The following is an 18,524-nucleotide window of genomic DNA, read 5'->3' on the forward strand; positions in this document are numbered from 1 at the left end:
ACGTGCCCGCCGGGTGAAGATCGACGCATGCACGGACCGACTCATGCTCCGCCTCCGGCTCGGCCACGTACCGCGAACTGCCCCGAGTCCGCGGCACGGTGGCTGTGGACGGCGCTCGCGCTGGGCGTCGCCGCGCTCACGGTGATCGTGCTGGTCGAGGCCGGCTGGGGGCCTTTGCTGCGCGTGGACGGAGACGTCGCCGGACCGCTGCACGCACATGCCCTGGCGCATCCGGCCTGGACCGGGACCAACCGGATCCTCACCGACTGGGTGTGGGACCCGGTGACCATGCGGCTCCTGGTCGTGGTGGCAGCGGTGTGGGTATGGCTGCGGGGCGAACGGCTGCTCGCCGTGTGGTGTGTGGCAACGACCGTTCTCGGCGTGGGGGTTCAGCAGGGCCTCAAGACGCTGCTGGACCGGGAACGGCCGCAGTGGCAGCAGCCCGTCGACTCGGCCCACTACGCCTCCATGCCGTCGGGCCACTCCATGACCGCCGCCATCGCGTGCGTACTGGTGCTGTGGCTCGTCGGGCGTTCGGGCGCCGGGCAGGCGTTGCGTGCGACGGTGCTCGCCCTGGTCTGTATTTCGGTCGCCGGGGTGTGCCTGACGAGGACCGTGCTGGGCGTGCACTGGCTCTCGGACACCGTCGCGGGAGCGCTGCTGGGCATGGCGCTGGCTTCGGCGTCCGCGGGGCTGTGGAACTCGCTGGAGGACCGGGGGGCCGTGCCCGGGACGAGGTCAGCCGGCGCCTGAGGCCGGGAGTGCCGTCGCCGCGCCGCCCTGTGCTCAGCCGTCGCGCGGCCCGGCACTCACCCGTCGCGGGGTCCGGTGTTCAGGGCGTGATCACGTCGGTGTGGATGGCGAGTTTGAACTGGGCGTGCATGAGCGGCGTGGCGATCTTCTTGTCGCCCTTGCCGCGTGCGGAGACCTTCAGGCCGATCGGCACGTCCGGATACACGAACATCTGCCACTGGTACGCCTTGTACTGGCCGCCGCCCGTCGCCGCCGCGTCGGTCGTCGCCGTCGAGTCGTATCCGTCCCCGAGCGGATCGCGCACGAACCGGGCGCGGTACTCGTGCGGATCTCCGTCCTTCTCCCAGTGGACCATCGCCGAGACCGTGCCCCAGCCCTCGTGGCTGGGGTGGATGAGACCCGAGCGGGCGTCGGGGAACTCGGAGGTGTCTCCCCCGCGCCGGGCGGCGTGCATGTTCCACGGGTCGTACGACTCCTGCTCCCCGTAGGGGAACCGGACGAGGTAATAGCCGTCGTCGTCGTACTCGACGCGCTGCGAGCCGGAGGACTTCTGTGCATCCCAGATGAGCGAGACCACCGCTAACGGCATGGGCTCTCCTTGTGGGGCCGCGGATACCGGAAGGCCGCAGAACAGGCGGGGAAGCTCGTGCACAAGTGCCCGTCTCAGCGTGTTCGTTCACTCATACTATTGCTTGTCCGTCATTCAACAACGGTTTGAACAACGGGAGTTGAGCGCGGCAAGCCGCGTCGTACCGCGCCGCGCCCGGCGGGGTACGACGGCCCGGGAAACGGGCGTCCGCAAAGGGCACGCACGACGGGCGTTGCCTGCCCCGCACACGAAAACGGCCCCGCTCCTCCATGGCGGAGTCGCGAGGGCCGCGTCAGAACCGGTATTGGGCGATCCCCCGCGTCGCCCAATACCGGCGGTCCGGCCGGAAGCAGCCTGGTCGGGGGCGTGCGTCCGAAGTCTCCACGAGTATATTGGCTGGGAGCCAGTCAACATAGGAGCTAACAGGATGTCCCCTCGTAGCGCATCGGTCAATGAAGAGTTGCGCCGACGCTCACGGGAACGGTTGCTGCAGGCGACGGTCGATCTCGTCGGCGAGCGCGGCTTCGAGGCGACGACCTTGGGCGACATCGCGGACCGCGCGGGCGCCGCGCGCGGGCTCATCTCGTACTACTTCCCCGGGAAGCGCCAGCTCTTCCAGTCCGCCGTGCACCGCCTGATGCACCTCACGCTCGAAGAGGCCCTGACGCGCCCGCCGCTGCCGGAGGGCCCCGGCGCCGGTGACGAGTCGCTCGCGCGAGCCATCGACGCCGTCCTCGGGCTGGGACGGGACCGTCCCGTCCTGATGCGTGCGCATATGGCCGGAATCCTCCAGCAGGAGGGGTTCGTCCAGTGCCCCGAGCAGCAGCGGCTGGCAGCACTGCTGAGGGAGACCGTCGAGCGCTACGGATCACCCGACCCGGACGCCGACTACCCGCTGCTGCGCGCGCTGCTGATGGGTGCCGTGGTCGCGGTCCTGCTTCCCGGTGCGCCGATGCCGGTGGCGCGGCTGCGCGCCGAACTCTTCGCGCGCTACGGGCTGGAGTGGGAGCTGGGCAGACCGCCGCAGGAGGACCCGGCAGGCCCCGCCTGCGGCCCGTCCGGCCGGGCGCCCGGGCGGCGGCTGGCCGCAGCAACCGGGCCTGCGGCCGCACCGCAGCCCTCGCCGCAACCCTCGTCACAGGTGCCGTCAGAGGTGCCGGAGCAGCCTCCGTCCCAGCCGTACGAGGTGCTGCGCCGGCCGAATCCCCCGGCCGGACGGCCGCACCGGCCCTCGGCGAACTGAACGCGCGGAGGCCGGACGCCGCCCCGCCGGACCCCCTCCCGCGCCGTCCCTCCCGCGCCGTCCCTCCCGCGCCGTCCATCCCGCATCCCGCGCCCGGGACCCGTGAAGGCCTCACACGCGCCGCGCTGACCTGCGGCGACATCAGCACCGGCGTCATTGTCGGTGGTCGGGTGCAGACTATGGCCCACCTCAGACAGCCCGGACAAAGACGTCACGAAGGCGGGATCAGACATGTCAGACGTACTTCTCGCGGCAGGCACCAGAAAGGGACTCTTCCTCGCCCGGCGGCCGGTGGGCGCGCGGCGGGACGGGGGCTGGGAGTTCGACGGCCCGCACTTCAACGCGCAGGCGGTGTACTCGGTCGCCTTCGACACCCGGCGCGACTCAGCCCCCAGAATCCTCGTGGGCGGGGACAGCGCGCACTGGGGGCCGTCGGTCTTCCACTCCGACGATCTGGGCTCGACCTGGACGGAGCCGCCGGCACCGGCGGTGAAGTTCCCGCAGGACACGGAGGTTTCCCTGGAGCGGGTCTGGCAGCTCCAGCCAGGCGGCGCCGACGAGCCCGACGTGGTCTGGGCCGGCACGGAACCGGGCGCGCTGTTCCGCTCGGAGGACGGCGGGAGCAGCTTCGAACTCGTACGCGGCCTGTGGGAGCACCCCACACGGAAGGACTGGGTGCCGGGCGGGGGCGGTCTCGGCCTGCACACGATCCTTGTCGATCCCAGGGATCCCCGGAGGCTGACCGTCGCGGTCTCGACAGGCGGCGCCTACCGCACCGCGGACGCCGGCAAGAGCTGGGAGCCGTGCAACCGCGGCGTGGAGGCGGTGTTCCTGCCGGAGAACATGCGCTTCCCGGAGTACGGGCAGTGCGTGCACAAGGTGGCACGTGACGCCGCCGACCCGGCGCGGCTGTATCTCCAGAACCACTGGGGCGTCTACCGCAGCGACGACGACGGGACGAGCTGGACGTCCATCGGCGAGTCCCTGCCCTCCGACTTCGGCTTTCCCGTGGTCAGCCACCCGAGCCGAGGCGGCGTCGCATACGTCTTCCCGCTCAACGCCGACTCCGACCGGGTTCCCGCGCGGCACCGCTGCCGCGTCCACCGCACGGACGACGCGGGCGCCACCTGGCAGGAACTCGGCGCCGGGCTCCCGGAACCGGCGCACTACGGCCCGGTGCTGCGCGACGCGATGTGCACGGACGGCGCCGACCCGGCCGGCATCTACTTCGGAAACCGCAACGGCGAGCTCTTCGCCAGCGCCGACGAGGGAGAGAACTGGCAGCAGCTGGCCGGGCATCTGCCCGATGTGCTGTGCGTACGGGCGGCGGTGATCGACTGAACCGCCGGGCGGCCGTAGGGGTGTCCGGCGGATCCTCGCGGGCTCGCGACGCCCGGCACCGCACCTCTCCCCCGCTTCGCGGGTGGGGGTCCCCCCAGCGGAGCGAGGGGGAGTGCCCCCAGCTCGCTGACCCACGAAGATCCGCCGGACACCCCTCGCACCGCGGCGGAGCCAGTAGAGTAACCGCCCGTGGCTGCACGACCGTTGAACGAGATCGTAGAACCGGGCTGGGCCAAGGCGCTGGAGCCCGTCGCCGAACGGGTCGCCTCCATGGGCGAGTTCCTCCGCGCGGAGATCGCCGCGGGGAGAACCTACCTCCCCGCCGGGGAGAACGTACTGCGCGCATTCCAGCAGCCCTTCGACGAGGTGCGGGTCCTCATCGTCGGACAGGACCCGTATCCGACTCCCGGTCACGCCGTGGGGCTCTCGTTCTCGGTCGCGCCGGACGTGCGTCCGCTCCCGGGCAGCCTGGAGAACATCTTCCGCGAACTGGGCAGCGACCTCGGGCTCCCCCGGCCGTCGAACGGCGATCTGACGCCCTGGACGCGGCAGGGCGTACTGCTGCTCAACAGGGCGCTGACGACGGCGCCGCGCAGCCCCGGCGCCCACCGGGGCAAGGGGTGGGAGGAGGTCACCGAGCAGGCCATCCGCGCGCTCGCCGCGCGGGAGCGGCCGATGGTCTCGGTGCTCTGGGGCCGCGACGCACGCAATCTGCGGCCTCTGCTGCAGAACCGGCCGGTCGTGGAGTCCTCGCACCCCTCGCCCATGTCCGCCGACCGGGGGTTCTTCGGCTCGCGCCCCTTCAGCCGCGTCAACGAACTGCTCGCCCAGCAGGGTGCGGAACCGGTGGACTGGAAACTTCCGTGACGGAACCGGTCCCCGGCCGCCCGGCCCCGGACAGCGCGGCACTGCCGCGTTCATGGGTGCTCGGCGCCGACTCGGGCGGCTCGGGGCTGCGCATCGCGCTGGCCGACGCGTCACGGCCGGGAGCCAACCCGGAGACGGTGGGCACGGTCAGCTCCTCCGAGCCTGTGCGCACCGGCCCGGAGGGCATCGACGCCGGCCACATGCTGGCCCAACTGGTGCCCGCCGTACGCGGGCTGCTCGCCGAGGCAGGCGGGGAGGGCGAAGGCCTGGACGCCGTCTGCGTCGGAGCGGCGGGAATGGCGACGCTGGGCGGTGGCCTGCGTGCGGCGCTGCCCGAGGCGCTGCACCGGGAGTTCGGCACCCGGCGCGTGGCGCTTGCCGCCGACGCGGTGGCCGGGTACGCGGGCGCGCTCGGCGATCAGGCCGGAGCCGTGGTCGCCGGCGGCACCGGCCTGATCGCCGTGGGCACCGATCTGCACGGCTGGCGGCGCGCGGACGGCTGGGGGCATCTGCTGGGTGACTGCGGCGGCGGAGCGTGGATCGGGCAGGCCGGTCTGCAGGCCGCGATGCGCGCGTTCGACGGACGCGAGGGCGGTTCACAGCCGCTCAGGGAGCGTGCCGAGGCCCGGTTCGGAGCGCCGCTGAGCGGGCTGCCTCCGCAGCTGTATCCCCGTACGGACCGGCCCGCGGTGCTGGCCTCCTTCGCTCCCGATGTGACCGCCTGTGCCGCGGACGGGGACCCGGTCGCCGGCGCGGTGATGTCGGCGGCGGCGCGGGAGATCGCCGCGGCCGCGGCCGCCGTGTGTCCCTCCGGCGAGGGCGCCGCCGTCGCCCTGACCGGTGGCCTGTTCAATGCCGGCGCACCGCTCCTGGAGCCGCTGCGGGCCGAGTTGGCCCGGCATGTCCCCCATGCCCGGACCGTGCCTCCCGCGGGCGGTCCGCTGGACGGTGCGCTTCTCATCGCGGCCCGGCTCACGGAGGGGGCGCTGCGGCTTCCGCCGGATCCGGCTCTGCTGTCCGTGAGTTGAGAATTCCGGCAAATCAGAACAAGCCACCCCTCGAATAAAAGGGCATTTCAGGCCAGTCTCCCCCGCCTGAACTGCGAGGTCCCACAAGGCGTTAGCATGCGGGCGCATGAGCTCCCCCACTGACCCGGACAACGGCCTGCCAGTGCGAATGCCGCGTCCACGCAGGCCCGGAAGGCACCGCAAGCCGGAGCCTGTTGTTGCACCAGAGAACGCCCCTGCCCTGGTACTCGCCGTGCCCGGCGCCCCTTCCGGCACCGTCCGCAGCATCGCCGAGGAGATCCTCAGCATCGCCCGCTCGGAGCTGCCGGGGATGGACGCCCGCATCGGTTACGTGGAGGGCGACGGCGAGGAGTACCCGACCCTCGGGGGCGTACTCACGCAGACGGCCGCCGACCAGCAGGCCGCCGAGGAGCGGGCCGCGGAACTGGCCGCGGTCGAAGCCGCCGCCGAGGAGGGTGCCGGAAACGGCCATGCGGAGCCCGGCGCGGCTGCCGAGGCACGCCGGGGCCCGAAGACGGGTGCCGAGGAGCGCCTCGTCGCTCTCGTCATCCCGCTGCTCGCCGGCCCCGACGCGGCAGGCATGCGGCAGATACGGCAGGCGGTGCTCTCCAGCGGTACGGGCGCGGAACTCACCGACGTGCTGGGGCCGCACCCGCTGCTCGCCGAAGGCGTGCACGTGAAGCTCTCCGAGGCGGGCCTCGCCCGTGCGGACCGTGCCCGGCTCTTCACCGTCGCGACCGCCGCCGACGGCATCATCCTCGCCTCCGTCGGCGGTGAGGAGGCGGTGCAGGCCGCGGGCATCACCGGCATGCTGCTGGCCGCGCGGCTCGCGGTTCCGGTGCTCGCCGCGGGCCTCGACGAGGCCGGCGCCGTGGCACGCGTGGCCGAGCAGCTGCGCGAGTCGGGCTCCCAGCAACTCGCCGTCGCCCCCTGCCTTATCGGACCCGAGGTTCCTGAGGGCCTGCTCGACGCGGCGGCGGCGGAGGCAGGCTGCGCCGTGGCCGAACCGCTGGGCGCCTACCCGGCGGTGGGCAAGCTGGTGGCGTCGACGTACGCGGCCAAGCTCGGCATCCCGCAGCAGCAGTCGCCGCAGGGCCTGGCGGCGCGCTGAGGCGGCAGCGGCCGGGCTGCCGCGGCGGCACCGGCCGGGAGGGCTCTGCGGTGCGCGGGCGAAGGCCGTGGCTCGCGCACCGGTGCGGAACGGAGGCGGTGTGCCCGTCGGGGAGGACGGAGCACGCCGCCTCTCCATGAGAGGGCTCTCCATGAGAGGGCTCTCCATGAGCCGCCTCCATGGCCGGCTCCGCCCGCGTCGCCGGGAAGGGCCGCCGCGCGGGTCCTGACGGCCGGGCAGCTCCGCCGGGCCGGGGGCCCGGGCTGCCGTCCCGCCCCGCGCGGCTCAGCCGAAGACGACGCAGCTCGCGGCCGGGGCCGCGATCGTGCCCGCCCGGCGCGGGGTGCCCGTGGCCTGGTCGATGCCGAACCAGGTGACGTCGCCCGAGCGTTCGTTGGCGGCGTAGAGCCAGCGGCCCGAGGGGTGCAGGGCTAGATCGCGCGGCCAGTGCCCGCCGCACGGCACCGTCCCGGTCAGCTCCATCGAGTCCCCGGACGCGGTGACGGTGAACACCGAGATGCTGTCATGGCCGCGGTTGGCGGCCCAGGCGAAGCGCCCGTCCCGCGAAACGACGATCTCCGAGGGGTAGTTGCGTTCCGGGGCGGCGCTGTCGGGCACGGTCGCGATGCCGCAGAGGGCTTCGAGTTCGCCGGTGTCCGCGTCCCAACTGCACACGGTCACGCACGAGTCGAGCTCACCCACGACGTACGCGTGGTCGCCGCGAGGGTGGAAGACCAGATGCCGCGGCCCGCTTCCCGGGCGCAGCGGCGCCTCCGCGTATGGCAGCGGCTCGCCCTCAGGGCAGGCGTCGCGCAGGTCGTAGATCCACACCGAGTCGGTGCCGAGGTCGACGGCGAGCAGCCACCGCCCCGTCGGGTCGGGCACCACGGCGTGCGCGTGCGGCCCCTCCTGACGCTGCGCCTCGGGGCCGCTGCCGGTGTGCTGGTGCACGGACGCGCGGCTGCCCAGCGTGCCGTCGGCCCGTACGGGCAGTGCGCTGATGCTCCCGGAGCCGTAGTTGGCGGTGATGAGGTGGCCGGCGGCGAGGGCGAGGTGGGTCGGCCCGCCGCCTCTTACGGGGGTCGGTTCGCCCAGCGGCTCGGGTCTGTCCCGGTCGGCCAGGGAGAAGGCCGCGGCGCCGCCGGTGTCGCGCTCGCTCACGGCGTACAGGTGGCCGCCCGGGCTGCCCGGTCCGCCGGGACCCTCGGTGAGGGTGAGGTAGGAGGGGTCGGGGAGGTGGGTCTCGGTGTGGTGCAGCTCCGTCAGCGCACCGCTCTCCGGGTCGAGTGACGCGGTGGTGATGCCCCTGCCGCCCGCCGAGGTGAACGATCCGATGTACGCCCTGTCGGCCCACTGCCCGTTCGTTTCGCTCACCGCGCTGCGCCCTTCCTGCCAGAGAGTTCCGCGATCTTGGCCGACGTTAGCAGCGCCCGCTCGGGGCCGGGGCGTACTCGATCACACCCGCCTGCGGCCCCGCTCACACCCGCGGAGTGCTTGTTGGCACCCTGGTGACCATGGACAGCTCTCCCGCCACCGCTGTGATCTTCGACCTCGACGGCACGCTCGTTGACAGCGAACCCCACTACTACGAGGCGGGGCGGCGCGTGCTGGCCGCGCACGGAGTCATGGACTTCACATGGCGGGATCACACCCGGTTCATCGGCATCGGCACCCGTCAGACGATGGAGACGCTGCGCACCGAGCATCAAATCGCCGCGCCCGTCGAGCAGTTGCTGGAGGAGAAGAACCGCAGCTATCTGGAGCTCGCCATGCGCTCCACGCCGGTCTTCCCGGCGATGCGCGCGCTCGTGGAGCGGCTGCACGAGGGCGCGTATCCGCTCGCCGTGGCCTCCGGCTCCTCGCGGGCGGCCATCGACGCGGTGCTCGCAGGGTCGGGACTGGCGCCGATGCTGCCCGTACGGGTCTCCGCGGAGGAGGTCGCCCACGGCAAGCCCGAACCCGACGTCTTCCTGGAGGCGGCGCGGCGGCTCGGCGTGCAGCCGGAGGGCTGTGTGGTGCTGGAGGACGCACCGCCCGGCGCCGAGGCGGCGCACCGGGCCGGCATGCGCTGTGCGGCTGTTCCGTACGTACGCGGGACGGAGACGGACCCGGCGTTCGCCTCGGCGGGGCTGCTGTTCGCCGGCGGCCAGGACGAGTTCGACCCATGGCGTGCCTACCGCTGGATCACGCGCGGCGGGGCAACGGACGGCGAGAACACGGACCGTGAGAGCACAGGGTCCGGAAGCACGGGCGTGGACTGACGTCTTCGGCCCCGGCCTGCCCGCCCGGCCTCCGGCCCGCCCGGTTCAGCGTCCGGGGAGGGTGTCGCGGAGCAGCTGCGGTGCGGCCTCCCAGGTCAGTCCCGTGACCTGGGCCGCGCGGTCCTCGCCCACGCAGGCGGCGACCTTGGCGGCGAGTTCCGCTCCGGTCGCGGGGCGCTGCGGATGGCCCTGCGGCAACTCCAGTGCGGCTTCGGCCCGTTCGCCTCCGGAGCGTTCCACGACGACGCGGGTCTCCCCTCCCATGAGGCCCTGAGTGCCGCCGTCCGGGAGGACGCGCACCTCGGTACGTTCCAGCAGGCGCCGCACCTCGGGGCGGCCGGCGGCAGTGTCCGTGAAGTCGGCCATGCCGGGGAAGCCGTCCAGGAGCGCCGTCGCGACCGCGTACTCCATGCTGAACTTCGCCTCCAGCCCGGTACGGGGGCGGTGGTGGATCAGCGGCTGCATGCCTGCCTCGGGGGTGGTGACGGTGATGCGCGAGATGTCCTCGACGGCCCGGGCGTCGCGAGGCAGTTCGCGTGCCGCGCTGATGGGCCGCTGCATCGCGTAGCAGCAGGGGTGCAGCTTGACGGCGAGTCCGCCGGGGACGGCGGGTCCCGTCAACTCGGGGGCCGACGCGCCCCCGACAAGGGCGAACCAGTCGTCGAGCGCCGCCGGGTCGGCCGTCGCGCCCGCGGCCGCGAGCCGCGCCGCCCGCACACCGGCATCGGCCGCGAAGCCGACCTGGAGGGACTTGCCGGAGGTGCCGAAGGCACGCTGCACCCCTCCCGCGGCGGGCACGGCCAGCGCCATGGCCCGCCGGAGTCCGTCCGCGTCGAGGCCGAGGGCGACCCCGGCGGCGACCGCTGCGGCGGGTGCTCCCGCGGTGCAGGTGGTGTGCCAGCCGCTGCTGTAGTGGCTCCAGCCGAGTGCCGTACCGAGCCGGGCCATCACTCCCGCTCCCGCGAGGTAGGCGCGGGCCCCGCCCCCGCACGCCAGCGTCGCGCTGACGCATACGACGCTGACGTGCGAGGTGGAGGGCAGATGGACGTCGTCAAAGTCCAGGATGTGTCCCGTCGCGGCCCAGCGCAGCGGCTCCGGCAGCCCGGCCGTCATGGCGGCGACCGGTTCGCCCGCCGCGGCGAGGGTGACCGCGGCCGTGTCCACAAGCGCGGTGCGGGCGAGTTCGCGGTCGTCGTCGCCCGGGTCGAGCGCGGCGGCCCAGCCGGCGAGGTCGGCGATCAAGCGATCAGCCCCGGCAGCCAGGTGGCGAGTTCGGGTACGGCGGTGACCAGCGCCAGCATCGCGGCCTCGATGGCGAGATACGGCAGGATGCCACGGAAGATGTCGGCGAGGTCCAGTTCCGGCACCACGGACCTCATCGTGTAAAGGTTCAGCCCGACCGGTGGCGTGATCACCGCCATCTCCAGATTGACCACCAGCAGCACTCCGAACCACAGGGGATCGAAGCCGAGTCCTTCGATCGCCGGTACCAGGATCGGCGTCACCACCAGCAGCAGCGAGGCGGCGTCGACCAGGCAGCCCAGCAGCACGAGCACCAGCATGATGGCCGCGATGACCAGGTACGGCGAGATGTCCAGGCCCACGACGAAGGTGGAGACCGCGTCGGGGATCCGCGCGACCACGAGCATCTGTGTGAAGACGAACGCGGCGCCCACGATGGCCAGGATGGACGCGGTGACGTGCGCGGTGGAGACGAAGATCGTCCGCAGGTTCGCCCAGCCCAGCTTCCGGTAGACCCATCCCGTCACGGCGAACGCAGCGAGCGCACCGACTGCCGCCGCCTCGGTGGGAGTTGCGAAGCCGGTGTAGATCGATCCGAGGACGAGGACGATGAGCACCAGCGCCGGTGAGATCTTCATCAGCGCGGTCAGGCGCTCCCCCCAGGTGAAGCTCTCGTTCGCCCTGGGCGCCTGCGCCGGTGAGGCCTTCGCCCGCACCACCACGTAGACGATCATGAACGCGGCGAGCAGCAGCCCCGGTATCAGGCCTCCGGCGAAGAGTTCCGCGATGCTCACGCCCGTCACGGACGAGTAGAGGATGAACATCAGACTCGGCGGGATGAGCATCGCCAGCGCCCCGGAGGCGGCGACGGAACCGCTGGCGAACGCCGGGGCGTAGCCGCGGGCGAGCATCTCGGGGACGGCCATGCGGCCGATCACCGCGACCGAGGAGATGCTCACGCCGGACATCGCGCCGAAGACCGTCGAGGAGCCGATGGCGGACGCTCCCAGACCGCCGGGGACCCGGTTGAACCAGCGGTATGCCGCGCCGAACAGGTCGCGGCCCAGGCCGCTGACCGCGAGCACCTCACCGAGGAGGATGTAGAGCGGTGCGGCGACGAGCGCGTAGTTCTGCAGCTGCGCGACCAGCGACAGCGGCACCAGCTCGACCCCGGAGAGGCCGTCCAGGCCGATGAGCCCTGCGATTCCGGCGACGGCGAGTGCCACGAAGATCGGTGTGCGCAGAGCGATGAGCAGCAGGAGGAGTACGACCGCGAGGGCCGCGACACCGGAGTCGGGAATCATGAGCGGGTCTCTCCTTCTCCCGTGCCGGAAGCGGCGCGGCCCTCACTGGGGGCCGGGGCGCCGTCCGTGGACTGTGCCGCGGTGGGCGGGGCTTCCTCGGGCGACGTGACCGTGGACGAGGCTTCGCCGGGCGGGTGTTCGGATTCCGCGCCGTCTTCGGCGGCGCCGTCGGCCGCTCCGGGCGGGAAGAGCACGGCGACGACGGCCAGCAGCACGCCGCTGGTGAACAGCACGGCGTCGGGGACCCACAGGGGGATGCTGAAGGTGCCGGCGCCGGTCAGACCGCCCTCGATCGCCACCGTCATCGAGCGGAAGGCGGTCACGGCGAGCACCAGCCCGAGGAACAGGGTCGCCGCGGCGGTCACCAGGTCGGCGGCACGGCGCAGTCCGGACGGCAGTGCCCGGTGCACCAGGTCCATCGAGATGTGCTGTCCCTTGGCGTAGAAGTACGGGACTGCCAGCGACGTCGCGGCGAGCAGTCCGGCTGCGTTCAGCGGGTACGCCCAGTCCGTAGGCGCGGCGAGGGCGTAGCGGACGATCACGTCGTAGGTGATGGTCAGCATCATCAGTCCGACGACGGCCATGGCGACGACGGCCAGCGCCAGGGCACATCCCAGCACGTACTTGCGTATCGAGTTCAGTGCGCTCATGCCGGCCCCCTCACGCGTTCCTGATGGATTCGAGTGCCTGCGCGGCCGTGCGGGCGCCGAGGCGCCGCTTCCAGTCCGCGTACACCGGTGCGATCGCCTTGCGGAAGGCCGCCATCTCGGCGCCCTCCGGCTCGACCAGCTCCACCCCGGCGGCCTTCACCTTCGGGAGGTACTCCTCCGTGTGGACCTTGACCATGTGCGCGGTGCCGCGCCGGTACAGCGTCTTGCCGGCCGCGTCCAGCGCCCGGCGGACCGCGGGGATCTGCTGCTCGTACCAGTCGCTGCGGCAGTAGGCGTCGACGGTGTAGGCGCCGAAGTGCCCGGCCGTCCCGTACTTGACGATCTTCTGCAGGTCGCGGGAGACGACGGTGCCGATGTAGCTGACGAGCCCGTCGATGGTGTTCTTCTCCAGCGCCTGGTACACCTCGGCGGATCCCATGGTGACGGGCGCTCCGCCCAGCGCCTTGACCGTCTCACCCTCGATCTCGCCCGCGACGCGCAGGCGCAGGCCGCGTACGTCCTCCGGCCTGCGGATCGGCTTGTCCACCGTCCACAGGTATTCGAACGTCGTGGGCATGCCGCCGAGGATGCGCACGCCCTTGCGGGCCAGGTTGTCGTTGACGAGGTCGAACTGCGGCTGCCCTGGCTCGATGGCGCGGCGCAGCTTCCCGTAGTCCTCGGTGACGAAGGGCAGTTCCATGGCCCCGAGCACCGGATACGTCGACGAGACGTAGGAGCTGGTCTGGAAGATCACGTCGGCGACGCCGGAGAGCAGCCCCGGCAGGAGCTGTTCGGCGCCCAGGAGGGAGCCCGAGTCGTACAGGTCCAACGGAAGCCGTCCGCCGCTGCGTTCGGTCACGGCTTCGTTGAACATCTCGATACCCGGGTACAGATCGCCGTAGGAGGACGGCAGATAGGTGGCCACCGTCCGCTTCTGCCCGCTCTTCGCGTTCGCCGGGGCGCACGCGGCCGCACCGGCCGCGGCCAGGCCCAGGCCCGCGGCGGAGAGGAAGCTCCGCCGTCCGATCGCTCTCGTGTTCATGGGAGTACCTCGTCCCTAAGGCGTTTCAAGCTGGCCATGACCTTTTCCTGCGGCATCCCGGGCCATTGCGGGCGGAGCAGGATGTTCTCCGGTGCCACGTGGTCGATGAGATCGGCGAGCTGCGCCCGGCACGAGGCGGCGCTGCCGAGGATGAACCGGCCCTGCCGGAGCTTGTCGAACTCCGCGTCGAAGCTCTGCGACGGCGGCAGCACCCGGTCCTGGCCCCAGGCGCGGTAGGCGGCGTACTTCACGGTCATCGCGGCGCGTACGTCCTCGACGGCCGACTCGTCGCTCTCGCCCGCGTAGATCTCCTGGAGGACCTGGATGCGGGGCTCACTGCGCCCGTGCTCCTGGCAGGCGGCGCGGTAGAAGGCCACCTGCCGGTGCAGATAGTCCCGGTCGACGTGAGCCGCCGCGGCGATCCACGGCATGCCCAGCCGTGCGGCGCGGCGCAGCGCACCGTCCGTGTGGCCGGCGAGCCAGACCGGCGGGTGGGGGCGCTGCACCGGGCGCAGCACCGGGCGTACGGCGTCGAGCTTGACCGCGTCCCCGGTGAAGGTCACCTCGTCCTCGGTCCACAGCCGGCGTACGAGGTCGAGGTTGTCGAGGAAGCGGCGCAGCCGCGCGTGCCGGGGCACGCCGAAGGCGTCGAACTCCGTGTCGCGGTAGCCCAGTCCGGCGCCGACGGTGAGGCGGCCGCCGCTGATGATGTCCAGCGTGGCCAGCTCCTCGGCGAGGTCCACCGGGTTCTGCAGCGCCATGAGCGTGATCGCCGTGCCGATCCGCATGTCGCCGGTCTCGGGGACGATGCGGGAGAGCACTGCGAGGGGGTGCAGATACTGGAAGGGGTCGGCGAGGTAGTGCTGCGTCGCCCATACCGAGTCGAAACCGGCGTCGCGGGCGAAGCGCACCTGCTCCACCTGTTCGGCGAAGCGCGCCACCACGTCGTCGTCGGAGGTGAACTGGCTGCACAGCACCAGTCCGTAACCGGGAGCCGAAGTCATGTGCGCTGAAGCCTCCTTCGGGTGACGCGGGGTCCGCGTGGTCCGCGGCTCTGCGGGTCTGCGGGGTCTCGGGTTCTCTCGTCGGACGGGGGTTCCGCGGGGCGCGGAGCGGGGCCGGCTCAGAACGAGCGCGGCATCTTCAGTACGTGCTGGCCGATGTGGGCGAGGATGAGGTTCGTCGAGACCGGAGCGACCTGGTAGAGCCGCGTCTCGCGGAACTTACGCTCGATGTCGTATTCGGCGGCGAAGCCGTAGCCGCCGTGGGTCTGCAGCGCGGCGTTGCCCGCCTCCCACGAGGCGTCGGCGGCGAGCAGCTTGGCCATGTTGGCCTCGGCGCCGCAGGGTTCGCCCGCGTCGAAGAGGTCACAGGCCCGCCACCGCATGAGGTCTGCGGCCTCGACGTTCACGTGTGCACGCGCGATGGGGAACTGGACGCCCTGGTTCTGCCCGATGGGACGGCCGAAGATCACGCGTTCACTGGCGTAGCGCGAGGCGCGTTCCACGAACCAGCGGCCGTCGCCGACGCATTCGGAGGCGATGAGGATGCGTTCGGCGTTCATGCCGTCGAGCACGTAGCGGAATCCGCGGCCCTCCTCGCCGATGAGGCTGGAGGCCGGCACGTGGACGTCGTCGAAGAAGACCTCGTTCGTCTCGTGATTGACCATGGTGCGGATGGGGCGCAGGTCGACGCCTTCGGCCTCACGCAGGTCGATCAGGAACAGCGACATCCCCTCGGACTTCTTCGCCACCTGGTCCAGCGGTGTCGTACGGGCCAGCAGCAGCATCAAGTCGGAGTGCTGCACACGCGAGATGAAGACCTTCTGGCCGTTGACGACGTAGCCGTCGCCGGTGCGTTCGGCGGTGGTGCGGATGCTGGTGGTGTCGGTGCCGGCGGTCGGTTCGGTGACCCCGAACGCCTGCAGCCGCAGCTCGCCGGAGGCGATCGCGGGCAGATAGCGCCTCTTCTGCTCTTCGCTGCCGTGCCGCAGCAGGGAGCCCATGGTGTAGAGCTGGGCGTGTACGGGGCCGGCGTTGCCGCCGTTGGCGTTGATGCCCTCGAGGATGACCGAGGCGTCGCCGAGACCGAGGCCCAGCCCGCCGAACTCCTCCGGCACCAGGGCACCGAGACAGCCCGTTCCTGTCAGGGCGTCGACGAACTCCTCGGGGTAGCGGCGTGCGGCGTCGACCTCCTGCCAGTAGGAGTCCGGGTGGTCCGCGCAGATGCGGTCGATCAACTGGCGCAGGTCGCGGCGGAGTTCGCTCGTCACTTCCCCTCCTCGTCCCGCTCGTGGCCGCTCTCGTGCCGCGGTCCGTGGCCGCGCTTGTAGACCAGCAGCGTCCGGGTGAACTCGATGACGGCCTCGTCGGTCTGCTTGTAGCCGGTGGTACGGACCGTGACGACGCCCAGGCCCGGACGCGAGGCGGACTCCCTCGCCCGCAGCACGCTCGACCGCGAGTGGATGGTGTCGCCCTCGAAGACCGGGCAGGGAAGGGTGATCTCCTCCCAGCCGAGGTTGGCGAAGACGTTCTGGGACACGTCGGTGACGCTCTGGCCGGCGACGAGTGCGAGCGTGAAGGCGGAGTTGACCAGTGGCTTGCCGAACTCGGTGCGCCGCGCGTACTCGTGGTCGAAGTGGAGCGGCGCGGTGTTCTGCGTGAGCAGCGTGAACCAGATGTTGTCGGTCGTCGTCACGGTGCGGCCCAGCGGGTGCTCGAAGACGTCGCCGACGACGAAGTCCTCATAGAAGCGGCCCTGCCAGCCGGTGTGGGTCGTCATGACTCTCCCTCGTCAGCGTGGAGTTCGGCGAGTACGGAGACGGTGTGCGAACCGAGGGCAGGAAGCGCCCCGCCCCCGGCGGACCGTCCGCCGGGGGTGCCGGGCGGCCGCAGGGTGCGGACGGGCCCGCCCGGGGTGCCGGTGTCCATCCAGCGCCCGTCCCGGGCCAGTTCGGGATGCGACGGCAGGTCGGTGAGGGCCGTCATCCGTCCCCATGCGATTCCGGCCGCGTCCAGCCGCTCAGTCAGCGTCGCGGCGGTGTGCGCGGCGAAATGCCGCGTCAACTCGGCGTCGAGAGCGGCACGGTTGGCGACACGGCCGGGATTGGAGAGGAATCGGTCGTCGGCCGCGAGCGGCGGCGCGTCCAGCACGTCGGTGCACAGCCGCGCCCATTCACGTTCGTTCTGCACGGCGATCAGCAGCGATGTGCCGTCCGCCGCGGTGAACGCTCCGTACGGCGCGATCGCGGGGTGCGAGGTCCCCATCGGGACGGGGGCGCTGCCCGAGTGCCGGGTGTAGTACAGCGGGTGCGCCATCCACTCGGTGAGCGCGTCGAAGAGCGAGACCTGGACGGGCAGCACCTCACCTGTCATGTCGCGGTGGCGGAGCGCGGCGAGAACCCCGCTGAAGGCGTAGCTGCCGGCGGCTATGTCGGCGATGGAGACGCCCACCTTGGCGGGCGCCGCGGGGGTGCCCGTCAGCGACATCACGCCGGTCTCGGCCTGAATGAGGGCGTCGTAGGCCTTCTTCTCGGCGAGGGGCCCGTCGGGCGCGTATCCGGATATGAGGCAGACGATGAGGCCGGGGTGGCGGTCCCGCAGGGCCGCGGCGTCGAGGCCGAGACGCCCGAGCGCGGCGGGAGCGAGGTTGGCGACGACGGCGTCGGCCCGCTCCAGCAGCAGGTGCAGATCCTCGACGGCAGCCGGGTCCTTGAGGTCGAGTTGCACCGACTCCTTGCCGCGGTTGAGCCAGAGGAACGCGCTGGACTCGCCGTGCACCACGTTGTCGTAGCCACGTGCGAAGTCGCCGCCGTCCGGCCGCTCGACCTTGATCACGCGGGCCCCGAGGTCCGCGAGGTGACGCGTCGCGAAGGGGGCGGCGACGGCCTGTTCGACGGCGACGACGGTGACGCCGTCCAACGGGAGGAGCGCGCGTGCCGCACCGGCGGCTGCGGAAGGCGGCGTCATCGGGCGGCCTCCGCCCCGTGAGTGCCCGCCACGTCCGTGCCCGCCCCGTCCGTGCCCGCCTCGCGGAGCAGGGCCCGGGCGCGGGTCACGACCGGACGGTCGATGAACGTCCCGTCGCTCAGCCGCACCGCTCCTAGGCCGCGCCGGTGGGCCTCGTCGAAGGCGGCCAGCACCTCGCGGGCACGGCCGAGTTCACTCTCCGTCGGAGCGAACGCCTCGCGGACCGGGGCCACTTGACGGGGGTGCAGCACGACACGGCCGGTGAAGCCGAGTTCGCGCGCGGCACGGCTGGAGCGCCGGAGTCCGTCCTCGTCGTCCAGCGCCGCGTACGGTCCGTCCAGCGGGCCCCGCAGCCGGGCCGCGCGGGCCGCGAGCACCACCTGGGAGCGGGCGTGCAGCAGTTCGCGGCCCTCGGCGGTGGGACGTACGCCGAGTTCGGCGGCGAGGTCGAGCGTGCCGAAGACCAGCGTGCGCACCCGGGGCCCGGCCGCGGCGACGGCGGCCGCTTCCAGCACGCCCGCGGCGCTCTCCACCACCGGCAGCACGGTCAGCGTCCGGTGCGGGGCGCCCGCGGCGGCTTCGGCGGCGGTGAGCATCTCGTCGAGCGCGGTGAGCTGCACCGCGGAGCGTGCCTTGGGGACGATCAGCCCGTCCAGACGGACCTTGCCGATAAGGGACGAGACCGCCGCGAGGTCCGCTTCGGCCTCGGCGGACTCCAGCGAGTTGACGCGGATGTGGATGCCCGGACACCCGGCACCGCCGGGCGGCCCTGTCTGGCCGGGCTCCCGTGGGGCAAGGCCGGTGAGCGCCTCGGCGGTCAGGGTGCGCGCGGCGTCCTTCGCCCCCTCGCCGACCGCGTCCTCGAAGTCGACGGCGACGGAGTCGGCGCCGCTCGCCAGGGCCTTCCTGATCCGGTCCGGGCGGTCGCCGGGGACGAACAGCAGCGTCCGTCCGACGTCCATGAGCACTCCCTGTCCGTGTTCCGGCTGTCCCAGTTCGGGCCGTCCGATGCCGTGTTCCGCGTACGTGTTCCGTGAGCCGGAACACGTACCATCTGGCGGTACGATCGCCCTTACCCTGGTGAGCGCGCTCACGTACTGTCAAGGGTTGTGCAGGCACCCATCC

18 protein-coding genes are annotated in these 18,524 nt (G+C 72.2%); 7 read left to right on the forward strand and 11 right to left on the reverse strand.

All coding sequences use genetic code 11. The annotated features are described in order from the left end of the window. Nucleotides 1-27: 27 nt before the first annotated feature. Nucleotides 28-753: a phosphatase PAP2 family protein gene (locus ACSMXX_RS00615; RefSeq protein WP_473182038.1), complete on the forward strand. Its 726-nt coding sequence runs from the start codon at nt 28-30 to the stop codon at nt 751-753. A gap of 79 nt (nt 754-832) precedes the next feature. On the opposite strand, the gene ACSMXX_RS00620 is transcribed toward ACSMXX_RS00615, so the two are convergent. Further along, nucleotides 833-1,342 carry a hypothetical protein gene (locus tag ACSMXX_RS00620; protein WP_473182039.1) on the reverse strand — a complete coding sequence of 170 codons (510 nt, stop codon included), beginning with the start codon at nt 1,340-1,342 and terminating at the stop codon, nt 833-835. Nucleotides 1,343-1,769: 427 nt separating this feature from the next. Here ACSMXX_RS00620 and ACSMXX_RS00625 point away from each other — a divergent pair, with 427 nt between their 5' ends. The 5 genes from ACSMXX_RS00625 to ACSMXX_RS00645 all read left to right on the forward strand — a co-directional run bounded on the left by ACSMXX_RS00625 (nt 1,770) and on the right by ACSMXX_RS00645 (nt 6,932). Then, nucleotides 1,770-2,585, forward strand: coding sequence for a TetR/AcrR family transcriptional regulator (locus ACSMXX_RS00625; RefSeq protein WP_473182040.1), 816 nt, complete (start codon nt 1,770-1,772; stop codon nt 2,583-2,585). 231 nt (nt 2,586-2,816) lie between these two features. Next, nucleotides 2,817-3,926, forward strand: coding sequence for a WD40/YVTN/BNR-like repeat-containing protein (locus tag ACSMXX_RS00630; protein ID WP_473182041.1), 1,110 nt, complete (start codon nt 2,817-2,819; stop codon nt 3,924-3,926). A 189-nt stretch (nt 3,927-4,115) separates the two neighbouring features. Then, nucleotides 4,116-4,793 (forward strand): uracil-DNA glycosylase, encoded by a 678-nt coding sequence (locus tag ACSMXX_RS00635; protein ID WP_473182042.1) that lies wholly within the window; start codon nt 4,116-4,118, stop codon nt 4,791-4,793. Beyond that, nucleotides 4,790-5,821, forward strand: a complete 1,032-nt coding sequence (locus ACSMXX_RS00640) for an N-acetylglucosamine kinase (protein ID WP_473182043.1) — start codon at nt 4,790-4,792, stop codon at nt 5,819-5,821. The genes ACSMXX_RS00635 and ACSMXX_RS00640 overlap by 4 nt, the downstream gene beginning before the upstream one ends. A 106-nt stretch (nt 5,822-5,927) precedes the next feature. Further along, nucleotides 5,928-6,932 carry a sirohydrochlorin chelatase family protein gene (locus ACSMXX_RS00645; RefSeq protein WP_473182044.1) on the forward strand — a complete coding sequence of 335 codons (1,005 nt, stop codon included), beginning with the start codon at nt 5,928-5,930 and terminating at the stop codon, nt 6,930-6,932. A gap of 285 nt (nt 6,933-7,217) precedes the next feature. Here the strand turns inward: ACSMXX_RS00645 and ACSMXX_RS00650 are convergent, their stop codons facing one another. After that, complete coding sequence (locus ACSMXX_RS00650; RefSeq protein WP_473182045.1) at nt 7,218-8,306, reverse strand: lactonase family protein; 1,089 nt, start codon at nt 8,304-8,306, stop codon at nt 7,218-7,220. A gap of 140 nt (nt 8,307-8,446) precedes the next feature. Between ACSMXX_RS00650 and ACSMXX_RS00655 the strand changes: the two genes are divergently transcribed. Beyond that, nucleotides 8,447-9,193 (forward strand): HAD family hydrolase, encoded by a 747-nt coding sequence (locus tag ACSMXX_RS00655; protein ID WP_473182046.1) that lies wholly within the window; start codon nt 8,447-8,449, stop codon nt 9,191-9,193. Between the two features lie 45 nt (nt 9,194-9,238). Here ACSMXX_RS00655 and ACSMXX_RS00660 read toward each other — a convergent pair whose 3' ends face one another. From ACSMXX_RS00660 to ACSMXX_RS00700, 9 genes are all read right to left on the reverse strand, one after another. Next, a complete protein-coding gene (locus tag ACSMXX_RS00660) occupies nt 9,239-10,435 on the reverse strand; it encodes an MmgE/PrpD family protein (protein WP_473182047.1) in 1,197 nt (398 codons plus the stop codon). Further along, nucleotides 10,432-11,739, reverse strand: a complete 1,308-nt coding sequence (locus tag ACSMXX_RS00665; RefSeq protein WP_473182048.1) for a TRAP transporter large permease — start codon at nt 11,737-11,739, stop codon at nt 10,432-10,434. Before ACSMXX_RS00665 ends, ACSMXX_RS00660 begins: the two co-directional genes overlap by 4 nt. After that, nucleotides 11,736-12,389 carry a TRAP transporter small permease gene (locus ACSMXX_RS00670; protein WP_473182049.1) on the reverse strand — a complete coding sequence of 218 codons (654 nt, stop codon included), beginning with the start codon at nt 12,387-12,389 and terminating at the stop codon, nt 11,736-11,738. Before ACSMXX_RS00670 ends, ACSMXX_RS00665 begins: the two co-directional genes overlap by 4 nt. Nucleotides 12,390-12,399: 10 nt before the next feature. Beyond that, nucleotides 12,400-13,431 (reverse strand): TRAP transporter substrate-binding protein, encoded by a 1,032-nt coding sequence (locus ACSMXX_RS00675; protein ID WP_473182050.1) that lies wholly within the window; start codon nt 13,429-13,431, stop codon nt 12,400-12,402. Next, nucleotides 13,428-14,435, reverse strand: a complete 1,008-nt coding sequence (locus tag ACSMXX_RS00680; protein WP_473182051.1) for an LLM class flavin-dependent oxidoreductase — start codon at nt 14,433-14,435, stop codon at nt 13,428-13,430. The genes ACSMXX_RS00675 and ACSMXX_RS00680 overlap by 4 nt, the downstream gene beginning before the upstream one ends. Before the next feature lie 119 nt (nt 14,436-14,554). Continuing rightward, the gene (locus ACSMXX_RS00685) at nt 14,555-15,703 is read right to left on the reverse strand and encodes an acyl-CoA dehydrogenase family protein (protein ID WP_473182052.1); all 1,149 of its coding nucleotides are present in this window, start codon (nt 15,701-15,703) and stop codon (nt 14,555-14,557) included. After that, nucleotides 15,700-16,212, reverse strand: coding sequence for a MaoC family dehydratase (locus ACSMXX_RS00690; RefSeq protein WP_473182053.1), 513 nt, complete (start codon nt 16,210-16,212; stop codon nt 15,700-15,702). Before ACSMXX_RS00690 ends, ACSMXX_RS00685 begins: the two co-directional genes overlap by 4 nt. Further along, nucleotides 16,209-17,399: a CaiB/BaiF CoA transferase family protein gene (locus ACSMXX_RS00695; RefSeq protein WP_473182054.1), complete on the reverse strand. Its 1,191-nt coding sequence runs from the start codon at nt 17,397-17,399 to the stop codon at nt 16,209-16,211. The genes ACSMXX_RS00690 and ACSMXX_RS00695 overlap by 4 nt, the downstream gene beginning before the upstream one ends. Continuing rightward, on the reverse strand, nt 17,396-18,361 hold the full coding sequence (locus tag ACSMXX_RS00700; RefSeq protein WP_473182055.1) for an HpcH/HpaI aldolase/citrate lyase family protein: 966 nt from the start codon (nt 18,359-18,361) through the stop codon (nt 17,396-17,398). Before ACSMXX_RS00700 ends, ACSMXX_RS00695 begins: the two co-directional genes overlap by 4 nt. Nucleotides 18,362-18,524 lie beyond the last annotated feature (163 nt).

This window comes from Streptomyces sp. DSM 116795 (assembly GCF_055792905.1).

Coding starts and splice junctions, on each gene's coding strand:
- ACSMXX_RS00615 (WP_473182038.1), top strand. CDS start 28: ATGCACGGACCGACTCATGCTCCGCCTCCGGCTCGGCCACGTACCGCG.
- ACSMXX_RS00620 (WP_473182039.1), bottom strand. CDS start 1,342: ATGCCGTTAGCGGTGGTCTCGCTCATCTGGGATGCACAGAAGTCCTCC.
- ACSMXX_RS00625 (WP_473182040.1), top strand. CDS start 1,770: ATGTCCCCTCGTAGCGCATCGGTCAATGAAGAGTTGCGCCGACGCTCA.
- ACSMXX_RS00630 (WP_473182041.1), top strand. CDS start 2,817: ATGTCAGACGTACTTCTCGCGGCAGGCACCAGAAAGGGACTCTTCCTC.
- ACSMXX_RS00645 (WP_473182044.1), top strand. CDS start 5,928: ATGAGCTCCCCCACTGACCCGGACAACGGCCTGCCAGTGCGAATGCCG.
- ACSMXX_RS00655 (WP_473182046.1), top strand. CDS start 8,447: ATGGACAGCTCTCCCGCCACCGCTGTGATCTTCGACCTCGACGGCACG.
- ACSMXX_RS00665 (WP_473182048.1), bottom strand. CDS start 11,739: ATGATTCCCGACTCCGGTGTCGCGGCCCTCGCGGTCGTACTCCTCCTG.
- ACSMXX_RS00670 (WP_473182049.1), bottom strand. CDS start 12,389: ATGAGCGCACTGAACTCGATACGCAAGTACGTGCTGGGATGTGCCCTG.
- ACSMXX_RS00675 (WP_473182050.1), bottom strand. CDS start 13,431: ATGAACACGAGAGCGATCGGACGGCGGAGCTTCCTCTCCGCCGCGGGC.
- ACSMXX_RS00680 (WP_473182051.1), bottom strand. CDS start 14,435: ATGACTTCGGCTCCCGGTTACGGACTGGTGCTGTGCAGCCAGTTCACC.
- ACSMXX_RS00690 (WP_473182053.1), bottom strand. CDS start 16,212: ATGACGACCCACACCGGCTGGCAGGGCCGCTTCTATGAGGACTTCGTC.
- ACSMXX_RS00695 (WP_473182054.1), bottom strand. CDS start 17,399: ATGACGCCGCCTTCCGCAGCCGCCGGTGCGGCACGCGCGCTCCTCCCG.
- ACSMXX_RS00700 (WP_473182055.1), bottom strand. CDS start 18,361: ATGGACGTCGGACGGACGCTGCTGTTCGTCCCCGGCGACCGCCCGGAC.